This window comes from Fibrobacter sp. UWS1, assembly GCF_002300445.1.
Classification (GTDB): Bacteria; Fibrobacterota; Fibrobacteria; order Fibrobacterales; family Fibrobacteraceae; genus Hallerella; species Hallerella intestinalis.
On sequence record NZ_NSGW01000001.1, the window covers coordinates 2,203,046 to 2,224,283 of the forward strand.

General features: G+C 48.4%; 16 protein-coding genes. 8 read left to right on the forward strand and 8 right to left on the reverse strand.

Annotated features, from left to right (window positions below; translation table 11 throughout):
• Positions 1–9 precede the first annotated feature (9 nt).
• The 3 genes from BGX14_RS09725 to cysK form a co-directional block, all read right to left on the reverse strand.
• Entirely contained in the window at positions 10–2,301 is a 2,292-nt protein-coding gene (locus BGX14_RS09725) for an NADP-dependent malic enzyme (protein ID WP_073304068.1), read from the reverse strand.
• A gap of 228 nt (positions 2,302–2,529) precedes the next feature.
• Positions 2,530–3,369, reverse strand: coding sequence for a pyridoxamine kinase (locus BGX14_RS09730; protein WP_095879728.1), 840 nt, complete (start codon positions 3,367–3,369; stop codon positions 2,530–2,532).
• Positions 3,370–3,618: 249 nt separating this feature from the next.
• Positions 3,619–4,542, reverse strand: coding sequence for a cysteine synthase A (cysK, locus tag BGX14_RS09735; protein ID WP_095879729.1), 924 nt, complete (start codon positions 4,540–4,542; stop codon positions 3,619–3,621).
• Between the two features lie 135 nt (positions 4,543–4,677).
• Here cysK and BGX14_RS09740 point away from each other — a divergent pair, with 135 nt between their 5' ends.
• On the forward strand, positions 4,678–5,637 hold the full coding sequence (locus BGX14_RS09740) for an IS30 family transposase (protein ID WP_095878741.1): 960 nt from the start codon (positions 4,678–4,680) through the stop codon (positions 5,635–5,637).
• A gap of 52 nt (positions 5,638–5,689) precedes the next feature.
• On the opposite strand, the gene BGX14_RS09745 is transcribed toward BGX14_RS09740, so the two are convergent.
• Together BGX14_RS09745 and BGX14_RS09750 are read right to left on the reverse strand one after the other, a co-directional pair.
• On the reverse strand, positions 5,690–6,988 hold the full coding sequence (locus BGX14_RS09745; RefSeq protein WP_073306125.1) for an O-acetylhomoserine aminocarboxypropyltransferase/cysteine synthase family protein: 1,299 nt from the start codon (positions 6,986–6,988) through the stop codon (positions 5,690–5,692).
• Between the two features lie 403 nt (positions 6,989–7,391).
• On the reverse strand, positions 7,392–8,726 hold the full coding sequence (locus tag BGX14_RS09750; RefSeq protein WP_073306124.1) for a GGDEF domain-containing protein: 1,335 nt from the start codon (positions 8,724–8,726) through the stop codon (positions 7,392–7,394).
• 370 nt (positions 8,727–9,096) lie between these two features.
• Between BGX14_RS09750 and carB the strand changes: the two genes are divergently transcribed.
• The 5 genes from carB (at position 9,097) to BGX14_RS09775 (ending at position 16,321) form a co-directional block, all read left to right on the forward strand.
• Positions 9,097–12,429 carry a carbamoyl-phosphate synthase large subunit gene (gene carB, locus BGX14_RS09755; protein ID WP_095879730.1) on the forward strand — a complete coding sequence of 1,111 codons (3,333 nt, stop codon included), beginning with the start codon at positions 9,097–9,099 and terminating at the stop codon, positions 12,427–12,429.
• A gap of 15 nt (positions 12,430–12,444) precedes the next feature.
• The gene (gene carA, locus BGX14_RS09760) at positions 12,445–13,602 is read left to right on the forward strand and encodes a glutamine-hydrolyzing carbamoyl-phosphate synthase small subunit (protein WP_095879731.1); all 1,158 of its coding nucleotides are present in this window, start codon (positions 12,445–12,447) and stop codon (positions 13,600–13,602) included.
• A 158-nt stretch (positions 13,603–13,760) separates the two neighbouring features.
• Entirely contained in the window at positions 13,761–14,705 is a 945-nt protein-coding gene (locus BGX14_RS09765; RefSeq protein ID WP_095879732.1) for a hypothetical protein, read from the forward strand.
• Between the two features lie 2 nt (positions 14,706–14,707).
• Entirely contained in the window at positions 14,708–15,454 is a 747-nt protein-coding gene (gene truA, locus BGX14_RS09770) for a tRNA pseudouridine(38-40) synthase TruA (protein WP_073306120.1), read from the forward strand.
• 402 nt (positions 15,455–15,856) lie between these two features.
• On the forward strand, positions 15,857–16,321 hold the full coding sequence (locus BGX14_RS09775) for a TM2 domain-containing protein (RefSeq protein WP_078776652.1): 465 nt from the start codon (positions 15,857–15,859) through the stop codon (positions 16,319–16,321).
• Positions 16,322–16,574: 253 nt separating this feature from the next.
• Here BGX14_RS09775 and BGX14_RS09780 read toward each other — a convergent pair whose 3' ends face one another.
• Complete coding sequence (locus BGX14_RS09780; protein WP_095879733.1) at positions 16,575–17,759, reverse strand: acetate/propionate family kinase; 1,185 nt, start codon at positions 17,757–17,759, stop codon at positions 16,575–16,577.
• A 197-nt stretch (positions 17,760–17,956) separates the two neighbouring features.
• Here BGX14_RS09780 and BGX14_RS09785 point away from each other — a divergent pair, with 197 nt between their 5' ends.
• A complete protein-coding gene (locus tag BGX14_RS09785; RefSeq protein ID WP_233126478.1) occupies positions 17,957–18,790 on the forward strand; it encodes a tetraacyldisaccharide 4'-kinase in 834 nt (277 codons plus the stop codon).
• On the opposite strand, the gene BGX14_RS09790 is transcribed toward BGX14_RS09785, so the two are convergent.
• Together BGX14_RS09790 and BGX14_RS09795 are read right to left on the reverse strand one after the other, a co-directional pair.
• Positions 18,736–19,110, reverse strand: a complete 375-nt coding sequence (locus tag BGX14_RS09790; protein WP_073306116.1) for a rhodanese-like domain-containing protein — start codon at positions 19,108–19,110, stop codon at positions 18,736–18,738. The genes BGX14_RS09785 and BGX14_RS09790 overlap by 55 nt on opposite strands.
• A gap of 160 nt (positions 19,111–19,270) precedes the next feature.
• Positions 19,271–20,230: an IS30 family transposase gene (locus tag BGX14_RS09795; RefSeq protein ID WP_095878741.1), complete on the reverse strand. Its 960-nt coding sequence runs from the start codon at positions 20,228–20,230 to the stop codon at positions 19,271–19,273.
• A gap of 270 nt (positions 20,231–20,500) precedes the next feature.
• Between BGX14_RS09795 and BGX14_RS09800 the strand changes: the two genes are divergently transcribed.
• The gene (locus BGX14_RS09800; protein ID WP_158223289.1) at positions 20,501–21,229 is read left to right on the forward strand and encodes a pseudouridine synthase; all 729 of its coding nucleotides are present in this window, start codon (positions 20,501–20,503) and stop codon (positions 21,227–21,229) included.
• Positions 21,230–21,238: the final 9 nt, after the last annotated feature.

A 21,238-nucleotide genomic window follows, 5' to 3' on the forward strand; every position in this document is an offset into this window, starting at 1 on the left:
ATTGCAAAATTATTTTGCGGCGTCCTTCTTTTCTTGCACAATCGCATCGATAACGGCTGCGACGGTCAAATTGAAAATGTCGTGGACGGAAGCGTCGGCATCGGTAAAGTGCACGGGCTTTTTGAGTCCCATCTGAACGGGCCCAATGGATTCGCCAACTCCCATTTCCAAGAGCATTTTGCAAGTGATGTTTGCCGAAGAAAGGCACGGGAAAATGAGAGTGTTCACGTCCTTGCCTTTCAGCGTGTTGAACGGATACTTGTTGTCGCGAAGCTCCTTGTTCAACGCGACACTTGCCTGCATTTCTCCATCGACGGCGTAATTCGGATATTTTTCGTGGAGGATTTTCACGGCATCCCGAACGGAACTGGCGGAACCGTTGGTGCCTTTGTCCGCACCGAAGTTTTCGTAGCTGAGCAAAGCCATCACGGGTTCGTGCGCAAAGAAGCGAACGGCGTCGTGGGTGAGCTTCGTAATATCCACGAGGGTTTCTGTGTCGGGGTCGCGGTTCACCAGCGTATCGGCAAGGAAGAACGTTCCCTTTTTGGTGCTCAAAATGTGGAGCGCGCCAAAATGTTTGTAGTCGTCGCGGATTCCTATCAATTCCTTGGCCAGTTCAATGGTCGTGGAATAGCGGGAGTTGGATCCGGAAATCAGGGCGTCCGCATCGCCGACCTTGACCATCATCATGCCAAAATGATTGCGTTCAAACATGTCGTCGCGAGCTTTTTCGATGGTGACTCCGTTTCGTCCGTTTTCATTGGCGTAGATTCTGGCAAATTGCAGGCGACGTTCGGCTTCGTCAGCGGAACGCGGGTTCACGATGTCAATTCCGGAAATGTCCAGTTTTTCCTTTTCGGCGTTTTCGCGGATGCGTTCCGGGTTCCCCAGCAGAATCGGGAAAGCAATGCCTTCGGCTTTGGCTTGGATGGCCGCGCGGATCATATTGACGCTTGCGCCTTCAGCGAACACGACGCGTTTCGGATTGCTGCGAGCCATGTTTTCAAATCCGCGAATGAGCTTGTTGTCGTAGCCCATCATGTCGCGCAGACTGTCGGCGTAGGCATCCCAGTCGGTAATGGTTTTGCGGGCGACTCCGCTTTCGATGGCGGCTTTGGCGACGGCAATCGAAACGTCCGTGAGCAGCCGCGGATCCATCGGCTTGGGGATGATGTAGTTGCGGCCAAAGCTGAAACGTTCGGAATTGTAGGCGATGTTCACGACTTCGGGGACGGGTTTGCGGGCGAGGTCGGCAATCGCGCGGACTGCGGCATGTTTCATGTGCTCGTTGATGGCGCTGGCGCGAACGTCCAAAGCCCCGCGGAAAATATACGGGAATCCGATGACGTTGTTCACCTGGTTCGGGTAGTCGCTGCGTCCCGTGGCAAAGATGATGTCTTCGCGGGAATTCATGGCGACTTCGTAAGAAACTTCAGGAACAGGATTCGCCAAGGCGAACACGATGGGGTTCTTTGCCATGGATTGAATCATTTCAGTGGTCAGAATGTTCGGTTTAGAGAGGCCGAGGAAAACGTCGGCGCCTTTCATCGCTTCGGCAAGGGTTGCAACATCTTCGCGATCCGTTGCGAAAAATTCCTTTTGCGGTGTCAGGTTCTTGCGGGATTTGCTGATGACGCCTTTGCTGTCCACCATGACGACGTTTTCTTTTTTCACGCCCAGAGACAGATAAAGCTTGGTGCAGGCGATGGCTGCGGCTCCTGCGCCGTTTACGACGAGCTTGATTTTATCGATGTCCTTTCCGGCAATGTCGAGAGCGTTGACAAGGGCCGCGCTGCTGATGATTGCCGTTCCGTGCTGGTCGTCGTGCATCACGGGAATGTCCAAGGCGGCTTTTAATCCGTCTTCAATTTCAAAACATTCCGGAGCTTTGATGTCTTCCAGATTGATGCCGCCAAAAGTCGGGGCGATGCCTTTGACGATTTCGATAAATTTCTTCGGGTCTTTTTCATTGACTTCGATGTCGAACACGTCCACGCCGGCGTAGATTTTAAAGAGCAGTCCCTTTCCTTCCATAACGGGCTTTCCGGCGACCGCTCCGATGTCTCCGAGTCCTAGAACGGCTGTGCCGTTGGAAATGACGGCGACAAGATTGCCTTTGGTGGTGTAATCGTATGCTTTGTTGTTGTCTTTTTCAATTTCAAGGCACGGTACGGCGACGCCGGGAGTGTAAGCGAGTCCCAAATCGGTCTGGGTGCTGTGCGGCTTGGTCGGAACGACTTCGATCTTTCCGGGTTTGCCGTTGGCATGGTAGGCAAGAGCTTCTTCGTTTAGATTGGACATAATGGAATCCTTTTCCTGCGATAAATGTTTTTCGGCGCAAAATATAGTAAAATGCGATTTGTATGAATGAAATGATGGAGGCGAGTATTATTTATCGGACTTTGAATACAAAAGAATCTGGCAAGATCCGAATGGGAAAATCGGAAATTTTATCGAACGTTTTTGAAAAATGATTTATAAAAAAGCACATTAAAAAATGCGTTTCTGAAAATTTGAATGAAATGCCGACTAGGGATTGAGTTTGCGGACAAGTTCCGGCAAAGCGGTTTCAAATTTGACGCCATACCAGTGCGATTTATCGCCAATAGTATTTTCAATGCAAGCGACCGTGTAGTCTGCGGCGATTTTTGCCGACAGGAATGCGGAATTTCCACGGAGAAATGCGCCGACAAAAGCAGAGGCATAGACATCTCCCGTGCCGTGGCAGCCGCCTGCGATTTTGCGGTGCGGGTAATAGGAAATTTGTCCGTTTTCATAAACGGAAACGCCCGTGGTTTGCGGATTGTAACCGACTCCGGTAAGGACGACGGTTTTGGCTCCGAGCTGCACAAGGCCTTCGGAAAGTGCTTTCACATATTCTTCGTTATAGGACTCGCGATAATCGATTCCTGTGAGAAGTGCCGCTTCGGTAATGTTGGGTAGCACAAAGTCCGCGTCGGCAATTAAAGGCTTCATCGCTTCGACGAATGCCGCGTCAAATCCCGGATACAGTTTTCCGTTGTCGGCCATGGCCGGGTCCACGATGTTTACGCTTCCTTCTTTGCGCACGGAATGCAAAATATCTCGTACATATTCGATTTGTTTTGCGCTTCCTAAATATCCCGTATAAAAGGCGTTAAAACGAAGATTTTCTTTTTTCCAATGTTCCAGAATTTTGGGAAGATCGTCCGTCAAATCTCGAAAAGTATAACCGCTGAATCCGCCTGTATGTGTGGAAAGTACGGCCGAAGGTAAAACCGCTGTTTCGATGCCGCAAGCAGAAATAATGGGCAAAGCTACGGTCAGCGAGCATTGTCCGACGCATGAAATATCCTGAATCGTCAGGACGCGTTTATAATCGTAAACCATTTTGAATCTCCATCGTTATGGATCAAAGCGAAATATAAAAAATGACCGCCTGTAAAAATGGATTTGAATTGAAAAATGGGGCCGGGCTGTCACGAATCGAGTTCCGACAGTTGATAATTTTGCGCATTGCTTTGCGATCGGTGAGAACTGCCATAGCGAGGAAATTTTGACAAGTTCAACGACCGATTCGCAAGCAAAATTTTGAAAATGGCTTTTTAGAAATCGCCAATGATGAGACGCTTTAAGTCTTTATTCTTGAGATTCAAAAAGCCAAGTGGAAAGGTAGCGTTCGCCGGTGTCCGGGAAAAGTGCTACAATCGTCTTGCCCTTGTTCTCGGGACGCTTGGCGATCGTGAGGGCGGCTTCCAAAGCGGCTCCGGACGAGATGCCCACCAAGAGCCCTTCTTCTTTGGCCGCACGGCGGGCGATATTCCCGGCTTTCACGTCGTTCGTCAGGTAGATTTCATCGACGACTTCGGGATTGTAGATCTTGGGAACGAATCCCGCTCCGATTCCCTGGATCTTGTGCGGACCGGCTGGCTTCCCGGAAAGCACCGCAGAAGTGTCCGGCTCGACGGCGACGATCTGCACCTTTGGATTTTTGCTCTTGAGGAAGGTGCCCACGCCGGTGACGGTTCCGCCCGTGCCCGCGGCAGAGACGAAGATATCGACTTTGCCCTCGGTGTCCTTCCAAATTTCCGGGCCCGTTGTCTGGATGTGCGCCTCCGGGTTGGCGGGGTTTTCAAATTGCTGCGGGATGAACGAACCCGGGGTCTGGGCGGCGATTTCGTTCGCCTTCTCGATGGCCCCCTTCATGCCCGCCTTGCCGTCGGTGAGTACAAGTTCCGCGCCCAGCGCGGCAAGGAGCTTTCGGCGTTCGACGCTCATGGTCTCGGGCATGGTCAGGATGACGCGGTAGCCCTTGACGGCGGCGACGTAGGCGAGGCCCACGCCTGTGTTTCCGCTGGTCGGCTCGATGATCACGGAGCCTTTCCGGAGCTTCCCATCCTTCTCGGCGGATTCGACCATGTTCAAGGCGACGCGGTCCTTGACGCTGGAAAGCGGGTTGAAGGACTCCACTTTGGCATAGACGACGGCTTCGCTGTCGTTCAGCTTGTTGATGCGGACCAGCGGCGTGTTGCCAATTAAATCGGTGATCTTTTCGACTTTCATTTTTTTCTCCCGCGAATTTTCACCGTCAATGCGACTGATATAGGTTGAATCGGGAAGAAAAAAAGTTCCCTAGGGCTAGCCCCTGGGGAACCTGGCCGAAACTTTTCTACCTTGCCGATTCTACCAAAAAAGGACATGGCGGTGAGTCTCAACCAAGCACAAAGATACGAAATACGAGCGCTCAATGCGGCAAAGATCCCCCCGAAAAACATAGCCTTGCAGCTGAAGGTCCACAAATCCACAATCTACAGGGAACTAAACAGGGGCGGCGGCCGCCAGCATTACGACCCGGTCAAGTCGCAGGAACGGGCAGACCTCCTTGCCGCGACAAGTCACCTGCATTACGACTACGACGAGGACGACTGGAAAATCGTGGACGGGAAAATCAAGGAAGACTACTCTCCCGAACAGGTGAACGGACGCGCGAAACTCGATGGGATGGGTGTCCCTAGCGTCGCCACGATATACAGGCATGTGAACAAGGACGAGGACCTGAAGAAGCACTTGCGGCACGGCAAGAAACCATACCGTAAGCGCGGGGAGAAGAAGGACAAGAGAGGCCAGATTGTAGGCCGCGTGCCCATCGAGGAACGTCCGGCAATCGTGGACGAGAAATCACGCGTAGGCGACATCGAGATAGACCTGATAAACAGCGCGGACCATGACGCGAACCTGCTCACGATCAACGACAGGATGACGAATTACAGCCTGATAAGGTATCTTCCGACGAAGAACGCGAAAGACCTGAAGAGAACGCTTGTGAGGGCGCTGAAGGACTTTGAGAAAACGTTCGAAGTCAAGATTCTCACAATCACTTCGGACAACGGGAAGGAGTTCGCCTGTCACGCAGAAATAGCGAAAGCTATGAAGGCGGATTACTACTTTGCGAACCCGTACCACTCCTGGGAGCGCGGTGCCAACGAGAACATGAACGGTCTAATACGCCAATATCTTCCCAAGAAGGAGTCGTTCAAGGGAATCTCTCCCCGGAAAGTTCGCTGGATACAGGATAAACTGAACAACAGGCCTCGAAAAAGGCTTGACTTTATGACCCCTTTAGAGTATATTTATACGCAAGTTAAACTACAAACCTAAGTCGCGTTAGCGACGAAAATCCGCCTCCTGTTGAAGTAATTGTGAAGTGATTTTATTTCACTGCGTTGAATGCTTGTGCAAGGTCTTCCAGAATGTCTTCGATGTTTTCGGTGCCAATGGAAAGCCGGACAGTACTTGGGGTAATATGCTGCTCGGCCAGTTCCTCTTCGGAAAGCTCGGAATGGGTTGTGGTCGCAGGATGGATAACCAGGCTTTTGACGTCGGCTACGTTGGCGAGCAAACTGAAAATTTGCAGACTGTCGATGAATTTCCAAGCGGCTTCTTTCCCTCCTTTGATTTCAAAGGTGAAAATGGATGCTCCGCCCTTGGGGAAGTATTTGACGAAATTTTTGTGGTCGGGATGTGTGGGCAGACTGGGGTGGTTTACCGAGACGACTTTCGGATGCTTCGACAAAAAGGCGACCACTTTGTTTGTGTTTTCCACATGGCGTTCGATGCGCAGGGAAAGAGTTTCTGTCCCTTGGATGAGTGCCCAGGCGGCGAACGGGGATATCGTTGCTCCCTGATCCCGCAAAAGAATCGCCCGAATGTAAGTGACAAGAGCGGCGTTGGGGACGGCTTCTGCAAAACGGATGCCGTGGTAGCTGGCGTTCGGCTCTCCCAGTGCGGGGAATTTTCCGGATTTCCAGTTGGTTTTCCCCGATTCGACGATGACTCCTCCCAAAGTCGTGCCATGCCCGCCGATAAATTTGGTCGCCGAATGGACGACGACATCTGCGCCGTGTTCAATCGGGCGGAAGAGATAGGGTGTTCCGAATGTATTGTCAACGACGACGGCCAATCCGTATTTGTGCGCGAGCTCTATCAAAGCGTCGATATCGGAAACGTCTGCGTTGGGGTTCCCGAGGGTTTCGATATAAAGAATTTTGGAGTTCGGGCGAATGGCGGATTTCACTTCGGTTAAGTTGTGCGTATCTACAAAAGTCGTTTCAATGCCGAAGGGCTTTAAGGTGTGCTTGAGCAGATTGTAAGTCCCGCCGTAGATTGTCTTTTGGGCGACGACATGGTCGCCGGATTGGGCGAGTGCTTCGATAGCGTATGTGATGGCTGCGGCTCCGCTTGCAACAGCTAGAGCGGCACTTCCGCCTTCCAATGCAGCGATTCTTTTTTCAAAAACCTCTTGTGTGGAATTGGTTAGTCGTCCGTAGATATTGCCGGCATCGCGAAGACCGAAACGGTCTGCGGCGTGTTGCGCATTGTGAAAAACGTAAGACGTTGTTGCGTAAATAGGGACTGCGCGGCTGTCTGTCGCCGGGTCGGCTTGCTCTTGCCCGACATGGAGCTGGAGAGTTTCAAAACGATACTTCTTGTTGGAATTTTGATTTGTCATGATAAACCTCTTTGAAATAGTTGGTTCTTGTGAAAGAATCTTCTTTGAAAGAAAATCCTGTTCTTTTGACAAGAATTTAGCAGAGATTTTTGTAATTGTCCAATACTATCTTTTGATGTCTAGTTATAGTTAAAAATTATAATTCGTAGAAAATAAAAAGGGCTTATATGCAAAATTCCACTTGATTTGATCGGTTAGTGGTTGGTGAGCTTGTCGAACTAGTCGAAGCGTGCTCAGTGATTGATTGGAAGTTGAAACTGAAAACCGATAACCGAGTTCCCCTTGCGAAAAAAACGTTCGATCTTTGAAAAAATAATTGCTGGTATTTGATGGAGGATTGTATATAAATTCCAAATAAAAAAACTCTGCTTTGCGCAGAGTTTTTAGGATTTTTTTTTCAAGGCTAATTTTTTTCTGGTGCCGATTGGGAAACGCACACGCGATTTTGGCCAAGAGCGTCCGCTTCGTGCATCGCATGTTCCGCAGAGGCGATTAAACCGTTCGCATCGCTTGCGTTTTCCGGGAAAGTAGAAACGCCGAGACTGAGCGTTGTTTGCAAAAGCAAATTCCCATAAGAGATTTGCAGGTTTTCTATTTCGTGGCGGATTTTTTCAGCGCGTTTTTGCGTGCGGATTTTGTCGGCACCGGGTAACAGAATGCAAAGGACGTCTTCGGAAAAGCGGCAGGGGATGTCTTCGGTTCTAATGTAGCGCGGAAGTCTTTGGGCGAGTTCCCACAGCATTTGTTCTACAACATGCAAGCCTCTTTCATTTTTCATGCTTTCAAAATTATCCGGGTGGAGCATAATCATGCCGATAGGAGTTCCGTGCCTGCGCGCTTCGCTGACGGCGCGTGTTAGAGCCTCTTCCATATAGCGCTTGTTTACAAGTCCTGTCAGTTGATCTCGTAAGCTTTGCGTTTTGAAGCGGACTTGCAGATTCTGGTTGGCGACGAACAGGCCAAAAGCGGTGACAACCATGGAGATTTTTGTTTTCCAGGATTCAACGCTTTCTCCTGGAGGGAGTTCATCGACCTGGATGGTCAAAATGCCGAAGTGTTCTTCGAGTCCTTCGATGGGGGCGCAGAAAGAATAGCCCTGTGGACGATGGTGTAGATGCATACAGCCGTTTACGTGTTGCGGATCCGAATAATCGGCGACGACGATTTTTGCGCTGTCAAAGCTCGCGCATTCCGCAGGAACGATCAAGGGATCGCTAATGGTGTTTGGACCGAAGGCAAAAATCTGGTGCAATTCCGTTTGCGTATTGCTGTACATGTAAAGAACGCCAGAAGCGTTTTTGAAAATTTTAGGAAGAACGTCGTTAAGTTTGTGGATGACTTCGGGGAATGGGCGGTTGCGCAGTAGGTTGCTGTTGAAATCTATCCATTCAGTGCTGGGAAAATCGATTGTCGGCTGGGGAAGATTTGGAGTCGAATTTTCTTCGGCGTAACTTTTGGGGAACGCAGGAGTATCGTTGTTTATTTCTTTTCCGCTGACAACAGGAATAAGAGTGGTTTCTGGCTGTTTTTTGTTCAAAGCCGTTTCAAAAGTGTCAGTCGCTTTGGCATTTTGACTTTTGCTATTCACCATGTTGAATAAAGCGCCGAGAACAGAGCCCCAAACGCCAAGGAAGGCGAAGCGGAGGGCGGTGGATAGCGAATTTTCGGGGAGAAGGTAAACGAAAATGACGCCGGAGAGGTATGCGATAAGCCAAATGATATAGAATTTCCAGTTCATGGTATAAAATTTAGTTAGAAATCGGGCAAAATGGACGTAGATGGCGTTTTTGAAGGGAAAATTGCGGGCGAATAAGCCGCATTAACCGGAATAATTCAAAATTTCGTTTGTGTGTAATTCGCCGAGAAATGCCTGCTGATTTTCTAGGAGATGAAAAATAGAGAAAAAAAACATTCGACAAAAATGTAGAAGAAGGTTGGCGAATTTTACGAAAATGTCGCTTTTGGGGAAGTTTTGACTTGGGTTGGAAAAAAGATTCCTACTAGGACAGGACGTCCTTTTTTTATTGCGAAAAAAGATAAAAAATTCCCCTTTTCTTTGCCGCTGGATGTTTCTAAAATTACGCCGATTTAGCTTAAGTGAAGGTATTATGCCAAAACGTGAAGACATCAAAAAAATCATGCTTATCGGTTCGGGCCCGATTGTAATCGGCCAGGCCTGCGAATTTGACTACTCCGGCGTGCAGGCGTGCAAATCGCTGAAAGCCGAAGGTTACGAAGTCGTTCTAGTCAATTCAAATCCGGCGACCATTATGACGGATCCGGATTTCGCAGATCGCACTTATATTGAACCTTTGACAGCTCAGGCGCTGACGGAAATTATTCGTCGTGAACGACCCGATGCGCTGCTTCCCACCCTTGGTGGCCAGACCGCTTTGAATTTGGCGATGAAGTTGCACAAAAAGGGCGTCCTTTCCCGTTATAATGTAGAGATGATTGGAGCGCGCCCCGATGTCATCAACAAGGCGGAAGACCGGGAACTTTTCAAGGAAGCGATGGAAAGAATTGGCCTCGATATGCCGAGAAGCGTTTCGGTACATTCGCTGGAAGAGGCGCATGAAGCCCAGAAAAAATTGGATTGTTGGCCCGTAGTGATTCGCCCTGGATTTACCTTGGGTGGCACTGGCGGCGGCATCGCGCATAGCGAAGAAGAGTTCGATACGATAGTGCAGCGGGGGCTTTATTACAGCCCGACTTCGGAAGTCTTGATTGAAGAGTCCATTGAAGGCTGGAAAGAATTTGAACTGGAAGTGATGCGCGACCATAAGGACAACTGCGTCATCGTCTGCTCCATTGAAAATTTGGATCCGATGGGTGTGCATACGGGCGACTCCATTACGGTTGCTCCGGCTTTGACTCTCACTGACCGCGAATACCAGAAACTCCGTGATGCGGCGATTGCGGTAATGCGAGAAATCGGCATTGACACCGGTGGATCGAATGTGCAGTTTGCGCTCAACCCGCAGAACGGTCGCATTGTTGTCATTGAAATGAATCCGCGCGTGTCCCGCTCTTCGGCTCTAGCTTCCAAGGCGACGGGATTCCCGATTGCGAAATTTGCGGCCAAGCTTGCGGTGGGTTATACTTTAGATGAAATTTTGAACGACATCACGAAAGTGACGCCTGCTTGCTTTGAACCTTCGATTGACTACATCGTCACAAAGGTGCCGCGATTCGCTTTTGAAAAGTTCAACGGTGCCGATACGAAACTGGGGACGCAGATGAAGTCCGTCGGCGAAGTGATGGCGATTGGACGCACATTCAAACAGTCCTTCCAAAAAGCGATGCGCTCTTTGGAGACGGGGCGGGCGGGCTATGGTGCCGATGGTAAGGATTCCCGTTTTGAATCGGTTTCTGACGAGGAACTGGCAGCGGAAATCGCTCGTCCTTCCGCAGACAGAATATTCTTTGTGCGGGCGGCGTTCCGCCGTCAATGGAGCGTGGATAAAATTCACGGCATTTGCAAAATAGACAAGTGGTTTTTGCGCGAACTCGAAGAGATTTCCCTTTTTGAAGATGAAATCCGTTCGGCCAAGACTCTCGAAGGACTTGTCAAGGAACCGGCTCTCTTTCTTCAGGCGAAGGAACTCGGTTTTTCGGATCGCCAGATCGCATGGATATTGCAGACAAAAGAAATGCAGGTGCGAGAAGCGCGGGAATCCATTGGAGTTGTTCCCTCCTTTGCTCAGGTAGATACTTGCGCCGCGGAGTTCCAGTCCTACACGCCGTACCTTTATTCGACTTACCGTCACAATGACAACCATTTTGCCAATCCGACGGAAGGTCAGCTGGGCGATGGAACCGGTCTCCGTCCAGGAGAAAAGGCTTCGCAAAAGAAAAAAATCATGATTCTGGGCGGCGGTCCGAATCGCATTGGTCAGGGCATCGAATTCGACTACTGCTGCGTTCACGCTTCTTTTGCGCTTCGTAAAGCGGGTTTTGAAACGGTCATGGTGAACTCGAATCCGGAAACGGTTTCTACCGATTACGACACGTCGGACAAACTGTATTTTGAACCGCTCACTTTGGAAGATGTGCTGAATGTTTATCGCCATGAAAAATGCGACGGAGCCATTGTGCAATTCGGTGGGCAGACACCGCTGAATTTGGCGAATCAGCTAGAAGAAAACGGCGTGCATATTATCGGAACTTCGCCTGCGATGATTGACGCTGCCGAAGACCGGAAACTTTTTGGCGAAATCGTGAACAAGTTGCAGGTGTTGCAGCCGCCTTCGGGAATGGCGCAAACGGCAGATGAAGCGGTCGCTATTGCTCAGAAAATCGGCTATCCGGTTCTTGCACGTCCGAGTTTCGTGTTGGGCGGGCGTGCGATGTGCATCGTTCACGACGAAGCAGCCCTCCGCAAATATATGGAAGAGGAAGCGCTCGAAGTCTCTCCGGATCGCCCCATTTTGGTGGATCATTTTTTGGAACAGGCGACGGAATGCGATGTGGATTGCATTTCGGACGGCGAAACGTCGGAAATTTGCGGCATCATGGAACATATCGAATTGGCGGGAATCCATTCCGGGGATTCGGCGTGCACGATTCCGCCTCCGACGTTCTCCAAAGAAATTCAGGAACGCCTTCGGAAGTTGGCGATTGCTTTTGCAAAAGAACTTCATGTTGTCGGCTTGATGAACGTTCAGTTTGCAGTGCATGGCGACGACATTTATGTGATTGAAGTGAATCCTCGCGCCAGTCGCACTGTTCCCTTTGTTTCCAAAGCGACCGGAATTCCTTTTGCCAAACTCGCATCTTTGGTGATGGCCGGGAAAAAATTGAAGGACTTGGGATACACAAAACTTTTTACACCCAAATATTTTGCGGTAAAAGAAGCGGTTTTCCCCTTTGCGCGCTTCCCGGGAGTCGATGTGATTCTTTCTCCCGAAATGAAATCGACGGGCGAAGTGATGGGCCTGGATTCCAGACATTCCATGGCTTATATCAAGAGTCAAGTCGGTGCAGGAAATTTTGTGCCGATGAAAGGAAATATCTTCTTGAGCGTAAAAGATGCGGATCAAGAAACGGTCGTGCCGTTTGCAAAACGATTGGTGAAACTCGGGTTTGAAATTTTTTCAACACGTGGAACCAGCACGGTTCTTCGCAATCACGGAATCAAAACGCATGGCGTGTTCCGCATATCGGATGGACGCCCGAATGTTTTGGACTTAATCGATGAAAAAGATTTAGCGTGGATTGTGAATACGCCGACGCCGGGAGCTAAAGCGGCAAAGGACGAAGCAAAAATTCGTTCCACCTGCATTCTTCGCGGAATTCCCATTACGACGACAATTGATGCGCTCCGTGCCACCGTCGAAGGTCTAGAAGACATGAAAGGTGAATCGGGAGATGGCAAATTTGGCGTTGAAGTCTGTTCGATTCAGGAATATCAGCGTCATGCTCCGAAAGTCAATGTTTAATAAGGAACTGCTTCTATGACATTACAAGAAAAATGGAAAATTCAACGCGAACGCAAGGCTTTTCTTGCTCTTGCCGATGGCAGCATTTTTTACGGCTATTCGATGGGAGCGCCTGTAGATTCCTTTGGTGAAGTTGTATTCAATACTTCGCTTTCGGGATATGAAGAAATTCTTTCCGATCCATCTTATGCGGGGCAATTTGTGACGCTGACCGAGACGGAAATCGGCAATGTCGGCGTAAATTCTGCGGACATGGAAAGCGAAAAATTTCAGGCTGCGGGACTTTTGGTTCAGCAAATCAATGCGGACTCCAACTGGCGTTCCGAAGAAAGTCTAGTCAATGCGTTGAAGCGTTTTGGTATTCCTGCGTTGGCGGGAATTGACACTCGCGCTCTGACACTTTTGCTGCGAGAAAAAGGAACGGTTAAAGGATTTATTTGCACTTCGGGAAAAGTGACTCCAGAAGAAGGCGTTGCCAAAGCAAAAGCCTGGAATGGCCTTGATGGAATCGATATGGTCGAATCGGTGACGTGCAAAAAACCGTATGAATTTTCGGACGACTTCGCTTCGGATTTTGGAATGCCCAAAGAATTGCCTCCGGCGGATTTAAAACTGGTGGCGTATGATTTCGGCATAAAAAAGAATATCCTACGAAATTTGCGAATGCAAGGATTTCGGGTAACAGTTGTTCCTGCTTATACGGCGGCGAACGATGTGCTTGCCATGAAGCCGGACGCCGTATTCTTTTCGAATGGCCCGGGCGATCCTGCTGGAGTTCGGGATGCTGTTCAGAATGCGAAAGCGATTCTTGGCAAGGTTCCGGTGATGGGCATTTGCCTTGGTCATCAGATTTTGGGTTTGGCGAATGGCGCGCAAACGGGGCGTCTCAAATTTGGACATCACGGCGGAAACCACCCGGTGAAATTTTTGGATACGGGGCGTGTGATGGTGACTTCGCAGAATCACAATTTTGCGGTTCTGGAAAATTCCATCGACTCGGAAATTCTGGAAGTGACGCATGTCAATTTGAACGATCAATCCATAGAAGGTTTTCGTTCCAAGAAAGTGCCGATGATTGCTGTGCAATTTCATCCAGAGGCGGCGCCGGGCCCGCATGATTCCAACCCATTCTTTGCCGAATGCAGGAAATTGGTATTGGAAAATAAAAGATAGGGCTTTGCAAAATTTTGCGTTTGAAAGTCTTCGGGCGACCGAGGACTTTTTGCATTGAAAATTCTTTTGCGAATTTTGATTGATTTTTTATTCGCAAAATCAAGAAAAAATCGAAGATTCGTTTTTTGCTTTTAGCGTTTTTTTGGTAAATTTTTGTTATGAAAAAATTTATCGTTCCTGCGGTTCTTTTTGTGCTCGCTGTGGTCCTATTTGCTTTTTTAAAGGCCGATCCGTTTCAGCCCAAGATGGATGGAGCGCGCTATTTGCACTTGCGAGAAGAAATTGATTTAGCCGATATGACTGTTTTTTCTGCGGATTCCGATTCTAAAGAGGCCGCTATTGCACGGCGGGATTCTCTTTGGGGAGTGCTTATCGCGATGCGCGATTTGGAATCTTCTTCGAAATCCGTGGAAGCACCGGTCACCCAAACTGTTTCTGCGCCTGTGAAAAAGGAAAGTTCTACTTCAAACATTTTCTTGTATATTCTCGGCGGGCTTATTCTACTTTTACTCATCGCTTGCGGCGTGTTCCTTTTTTTGCGAAATCGACAAGAAGAAATCACTCGCCAGTTGGAAAAAATTCGAGCGGAAAATCGATTTAAAACGCCTAAGGGCGGCTTGGACGATCCGACATTCGTTGATAGGACTCGGGTACATCGCCGTTCCATTATAGATGATGTAAAAGAAAATCCGGATGTTGCTTTAAATGCCTCGCTTCCTATCGGGGAAAATGTGGAATTTGAAAATGCGGATGGCGAAGTCAAAATTCCCGCATTGCGCCCGACCGCTAAAGAACGCATTACGAAAGCGGTGCAGTCCCTTTCTGATACTTTGTCGAGACTTTCCAATCCGAAGGGCGTCCATCGAGATCCGGACAAGGTGAATAAAATCAAAGCGCAAAGCCATAATACTTTGCAGACGGAAGCGATTCCCAAACCAAATCCTTTGGAAATGACCCGCTTTGATCGGGAACGCGCGGACAAAGAAAAAGTTTTGCAACTCAATCGGCGAGGACTGACGCCTTCTGAAATCGCTCGCCGCACGCAGCTTTCCGAAGAGCAGGTTGAAACGGTGATTCGCATCAAGCGGGAAACCGGAGAATAGAAATGCGCTACCGATTCCGCTGCGAATACTTGGGCAGTGCCTATTTTGGCTGGCAGGAACAGAACGAACACGGCAAAACAAAATTCGTCACGGTGCAGTCGGCATTGGAAGAGGCTTTTCGTACGGCTCTTCGTTCTCCGATTGATTTGGTGGCGGCGGGACGCACCGATACGGGCGTTCATGCTCGCGGGCAGATGGTGCATTTTGATTTTGATGGAAAAATCGATTGCCAAAAATTGACGAGATCCATCAATGGGCTGGGGCGAGGGAACGTTAAAATCCGAGATTTGGAAATGTGCGATTCTCAATTCCATTCTCGGTATGATGCAATTTCGCGCTATTATGTTTACACGCTTTTCACTCGGCCCGTGGCGCTTCTCCGCGATTTTGGCTGGGAAATCGGGCATTTGCCTGTGGACTATGCCCTGATGGAAAAGGAAGCGGAATCTTTTTTGGGGGAACACGATTTTATCCGATTTTGCATTCCTCGGCATGACGGCAAAAGTACCGTTTGCAATTTGACGCGTTTTGAACTTGTCCGCGTGAACGATTACATTTCGCAGTGGCATATCCAAGGCAATCGTTTTTTGCACAGGCAGGTGCGCGCCATGGTGGGAACGCTTTTCGATGTGGGGCGTGGGCGTTATCCCAAAGGAAGCGTTCAGGAAATTTTTGCGGAAAATTTCAAGGGCGAACGCACGATGGCGCCGCCGCAAGGTCTGGTTTTGGAAGACGTGATTTATGGATAGCGACTTTTGTCGCAACCATTTTTTATTTCGCTGAATTTTGAAATGCAAGGCAAAGAATTTTTCCAATGAAAAAAGCGGACATGGGAAACGGCTTTTGATGAAAATAGTTGACAACATTTTTTTCGTCAATATGCTTTAAAATTTGTGGAATGAGTACGCCGTGAATAAAAAATGTGAAATCGGGTTTATTCGTTCTTAGGCAACGACCAAGAAATTTTAGTCGTATTCAAGAATGCAAGAATAAAGGCAAATTTTTCAAGTAAAAGAGAAAAAATGTGCCTTGTAATCCCACCTTTAGCTCTTATTTACGAGTGCAAACAAAAAAACATTTGATGGTGTTTTGTTATAATTATCGGTTTCACAGGGAATTTATCTGTTGTGAAATCTTTCAAAGGAGTCTGTATGGCTAAAATTTTGAAAATTGAAGGTGAAAAAATTTCTATTGGCAACGATGACGGATCGCTCATTGTCGCAGAACGAAAGGAATTTTCCTTTGTTCCCCATGTTGGCGATTCTATTGATATGTTTACGAATGGCGAAGAACGACTTTTTTCTAGAAAAGAGACTGAGGCAAGTGCTCCTGTTTCGATGGGAACGGAGCTTGTTTCTTCGAATAGTAGATTGCTGGCTGCGATACTTTGTTTTTTCTTTGGCTGGTTAAGTATTCACAATTTTTATGTCGGGAAAATTGGGCGCGCTATTGGGTTTATTATAATGGAGGGCTTCTGTACAGCTATAAGCGTACTTACGTTTGGGCTGGGTTCTTTCCTCTTGTTGATTCCCTGCATTTGGTGGCTTGCAGAATTGGCGTTTATTTTAGCCGGTCGCTATACCGATTCGGATGACCTTCCCATTACGGAATGGTAAACGATATCCTTTGTGAACATCTCTAAAAATTCATTTTCAAAAAATTGCGATGTATTGCGTTGCTTCGTCTCTCAAAGTGGCCAATACCGAAAGTATTGTTCAGTTTTCGTTCCTACTCCCTTTGAGTAGTTCGGCAACCGGTCTCTGAACCTGTCGAAGGGCAGCTGCCGCTTGCTGAAGCAGTTACCAAAACAATTTTTTGTATGAAAAAAGGCGCAGAATACTGCGCCCTTTGTGCTTTAAAAATGCAGAATTATTTGACGCTCTTCGCATATTCCGCAGTGTCGAGCGCAATCAGCAGTTCTTCGTTTGTAGGTACAACCATAGCGAGCGGTGTTGAACCTTCTGCTGTAATGATATGATTGGAATTTGCTCCATTCTCTTCGTTTCTCTGGTGGTCGATTTTGAACCCGAGAATGGCCAGGTTTTCGAGAGTTGTTTCGCGGACGACGCGGCTGTTTTCTCCGATTCCGCCGGTGAAAACCAAAGCATCTAGGCGGGGGAGCGCCATGGTAATGCCACCGATTTCGCGGGCGAGTTTGTAACAGAAAACTTCCAATGCGATTTGCGCTCCGGTGTGGCCTTCCGCCGCTTTTTGCGTGATGGTTCGCATGTCATTGCTGAGCCCCGAAAGGCCGAGAAGCCCGCTTTCCTTATTGACCAGCTTGTTTAAACGGTCAATGTCGTAGCCGAGTTTTTTGTTGAGAAAGAAAAGAATTGCCGGATCGAGGGAGCCTGAACGTGTGCCCATCACAAGGCCGTCAAGCGGCGTAAATCCCATTGTCGTATCGACGCATTTGCCGGCGTGGATGGCAGAACAGGAACTGCCGTTTCCGAGGTGGGCTGTGATTAGATTCAATTCTTCGGGTTTCTTGTTCAAAATGCGGGCGGCTTCGGCACTGACATAACGGTGGGAAGTTCCGTGGAATCCGTAGCGGCGAATTTTGAGATCTTCGTAATAAGAGTACGGGATGCCGTAGAGGAAAGCCTTGCGCGGCATTGTCTGGTGGAAAGCCGTGTCGAATACAGCGAGTTGAGGAAGTCCTGGGAAAATTTCTTTAGCGACTTCCATACCGGTGGCGTGCGCCCCTTCGTGTTGCGGGGCAAAAAGAATGATACTGCGAATGTAGTCAATCAGTTCTTGTGTCACGGGTTCGGACTTGATGTATTTTCCACCGTGAACGACGCGATGGCCAACAGCTTCGATAGTGTTGATGAGTTTTTGTGCGGTCAGAAATTTTTGAACTTCGACGACGGCTTCCTTGTGGGTTGGGCAATCAAAATGAAATTCCGCTTTTCCTTCGGGACCTTTGGCTTTGAAGTGCCCGTTTACGCCGATGTTTTCCACGAGTCCGCTTGACAGGGATTCTTTGTTTTCTGTGTCGATGACGGCGAATTTGACAGAAGAACTTCCACAATTCAAAACGAGAATGCGCATAGTATAACCTTTGATAAATGTTTTGTATAAAAGTAGAAAAAGAAAAAGGGACGGATTGCTTTTTTATCAAGAAACGGAGACGTTTTTGAACGGGATTTTCTATACTGTTGGCGATGCATCGTTTTTTGAAATTTCCTTTTGGCGTTCGCCTTCTTTTGGCGGCCTTCTATCGTACGATTTTTCTGCTGTCCAAAAAAATGATTTATCGACCGAAGAAACCGTTGAAAAATCAAGTGATTGTCGTCGGGTCTTTTTTAGCGGGCGGTGCAGGAAAAACGCCGTTTGCGCTGGAACTCTCTCGGCGATTTTTGACGATGGGATTTCGTGTGGCGTATCTTTGCCATAACGATGCTTGGGATGAATATCGAATGGTTTCCCAAAAATTGCCAAATCTGAAGATTTTTAAAACGCGAAACCGCTACGGAAAAGCAAAAGAAATCGAGGAGGATTTTGACATTGTCCTTTGCGATGGCGGCTTGGAAGATACCCGCTTTTCCAACGCTGAAATTTATGTTTTGCGCTGGGGGGAACGTGCGCAAAAAATTGCGGATTTGCTTCCGGCGGGTTTATGTGTCAGTTTGGAAAAAGATCATCCGAACGTCAAACAGATAATTTGTATGGAATCCGAAACGAATATGGAAAATTCAGAAATGAACTTGCGTTTTGGAATTTCAAAAATAGGCAATTCTCAGGGGAATACGATAGCGCTCCATGCGAAATGTGCGGTTGTTGTCGGGATTGGAAATCCGGAGCGTTTTGTCCGAGATGTGGAACGTTACGGATTGCACGTCGTTCGAAAAATTTTTCTTCCGGATCATTTTAAAAATTATGCGAAGGTTCTCGAGAATGAAATTTTACGGGGAGTTCCGGTGGTCATTACGGAAAAAGATGCCGCTCGATTGGATGCCGATGCAAAAAAAAATCCGCTCCTCTACATTGCCGAGGAACGGGTGGAACTCAGTGCCGCTTTGAATGCTTATTTGAATGCGGCGGCAGGAGGCGCGGCGAGAAATCCGCCATCGACGTTGTAAATTCTCGTGTAACCTTGGCTTGTTAAAAATTCCGAGGCGGCTTGGCTGCGTCTTCCACTTCGGCAGAAAATGAGCAAATCTTTATCTTTGGGGAGTTCGGCAAAGCGCGCTTGAATTTGCTGAAGCGGGATGTTTATGGAACCGCTGACGGTTCCTTGCGAGACTTCGTCTGGTGTTCGGACATCGACAAAGAGTGCGCCTTTTTTACTTTTATACATTTCAATCGCTTTTTCCCAAGAGATGGTTTTGTATGCGGGGGCTTCGGCAAAGCTGAATCCTGAAAAGAATAGGACGATGAGGCATAATAAAAGTTTTTTCATTTTATCTCCAGAAAAGGTTTAAAGGCCGCCTTTAAAAATCCATTTTCAAAAAATCGTTCCTGGCGCCTTTCGACAGGCTCAGGGACCGGTTAGCGAACCAAAGCGATTTTTAGAGGTGGTCTAAAGAAATTGTAAGGCGGATTTTCGTCGCTAACGCGACTTAGGTTTGTAGTTTAACTTGCGTATAAATATACTCTAAAGGGGTCATAAAGTCAAGCCTTTTTCGAGGCCTGTTGTTCAGTTTATCCTGTATCCAGCGAACTTTCCGGGGAGAGATTCCCTTGAACGACTCCTTCTTGGGAAGATATTGGCGTATTAGACCGTTCATGTTCTCGTTGGCACCGCGCTCCCAGGAGTGGTACGGGTTCGCAAAGTAGTAATCCGCCTTCATAGCTTTCGCTATTTCTGCGTGACAGGCGAACTCCTTCCCGTTGTCCGAAGTGATTGTGAGAATCTTGACTTCGAACGTTTTCTCAAAGTCCTTCAGCGCCCTCACAAGCGTTCTCTTCAGGTCTTTCGCGTTCTTCGTCGGAAGATACCTTATCAGGCTGTAATTCGTCATCCTGTCGTTGATCGTGAGCAGGTTCGCGTCATGGTCCGCGCTGTTTATCAGGTCTATCTCGATGTCGCCTACGCGTGATTTCTCGTCCACGATTGCCGGACGTTCCTCGATGGGCACGCGGCCTACAATCTGGCCTCTCTTGTCCTTCTTCTCCCCGCGCTTACGGTATGGTTTCTTGCCGTGCCGCAAGTGCTTCTTCAGGTCCTCGTCCTTGTTCACATGCCTGTATATCGTGGCGACGCTAGGGACACCCATCCCATCGAGTTTCGCGCGTCCGTTCACCTGTTCGGGAGAGTAGTCTTCCTTGATTTTCCCGTCCACGATTTTCCAGTCGTCCTCGTCGTAGTCGTAATGCAGGTGACTTGTCGCGGCAAGGAGGTCTGCCCGTTCCTGCGACTTGACCGGGTCGTAATGCTGGCGGCCGCCGCCCCTGTTTAGTTCCCTGTAGATTGTGGATTTGTGGACCTTCAGCTGCAAGGCTATGTTTTTCGGGGGGATCTTTGCCGCATTGAGCGCTCGTATTTCGTATCTTTGTGCTTGGTTGAGACTCACCGCCATGTCCTTTTTTGGTAGAATCGGCAAGGTAGAAAAGTTTCGGCCAGGTTCCCCAGGGGCTAGCCCTAGGGAACTTTTTTTCTTCCCGATTCAACCTATATCAGTCGCATTGACGGTGAAAATTCGCGTAACAAAAAAGTGGATGGAATTTTGACGAAGCGGCAAAATAGCGTTGTTTTTGATTTGATTTCTGGTTTAGAACGGCGAAAAATGAGGAGAGAATCATCTGGGCGATTCTCGCAATGTCTAAATTTAAACGAAATGATTCCAAGGATGAATGAAAAGCATTTTGGCATTGCCAGAATTTTGAACAAGCGCGGTTTTTGTTCGCGTGCTAAAGCGGAATCTCTGGTTTGCGAAGGTCGAGTCGCTTGGAATGGAAAAGTCGTTGTGGATCCCGAAACGCCTGTGCCGATGAATGCGGAAATTTCCGTGGATGGTGAGCCGGTTTTGCCTGCCGCTCTGCTTTATTTTGCGTTGAATAAGCCGCGGGGAATTGTTGCTACGGCTTCGGATGAACGCGGGCGGAAAACGGTTTTGGATTTGGTTGCGGGAAAATTTCAGCAGCATGTTTTTCCTGTCGGGCGTTTAGACAAGGCCAGTGAGGGATTGTTGCTGATGACCAACGATACCGCATTTGCGGACAGGATTCTTTCTCCAAAGTCGCATTTGGAAAAGGAATATCACGTACAAATTCATAGAAAGCCGTCAGATCAAGAAATGCGGCAAATGCAAAGTGGCGTTTTGGTCCCGCCTCGTGTTTTTGGAATGCCTTTTGAAAAAATGCGGATGGAACGGGTTAAAATTTTGCGTTGCGGAAAAAAGACGTGCTGGCTTTCCGTCGTGTTGAACGAAGGAAAAAATCGGGAAATCCGTCGGATCCTGGAATTTTTGAACATCTCGGTTTTGCGCCTTGTTCGGGTGAGAATCGGCAAATGGACGTTGGGAAATTTGAAACCGGGAGAAATTCGCCGCCTGTCTTTGGACGAAACGGGCGCATAAAAAATCCGA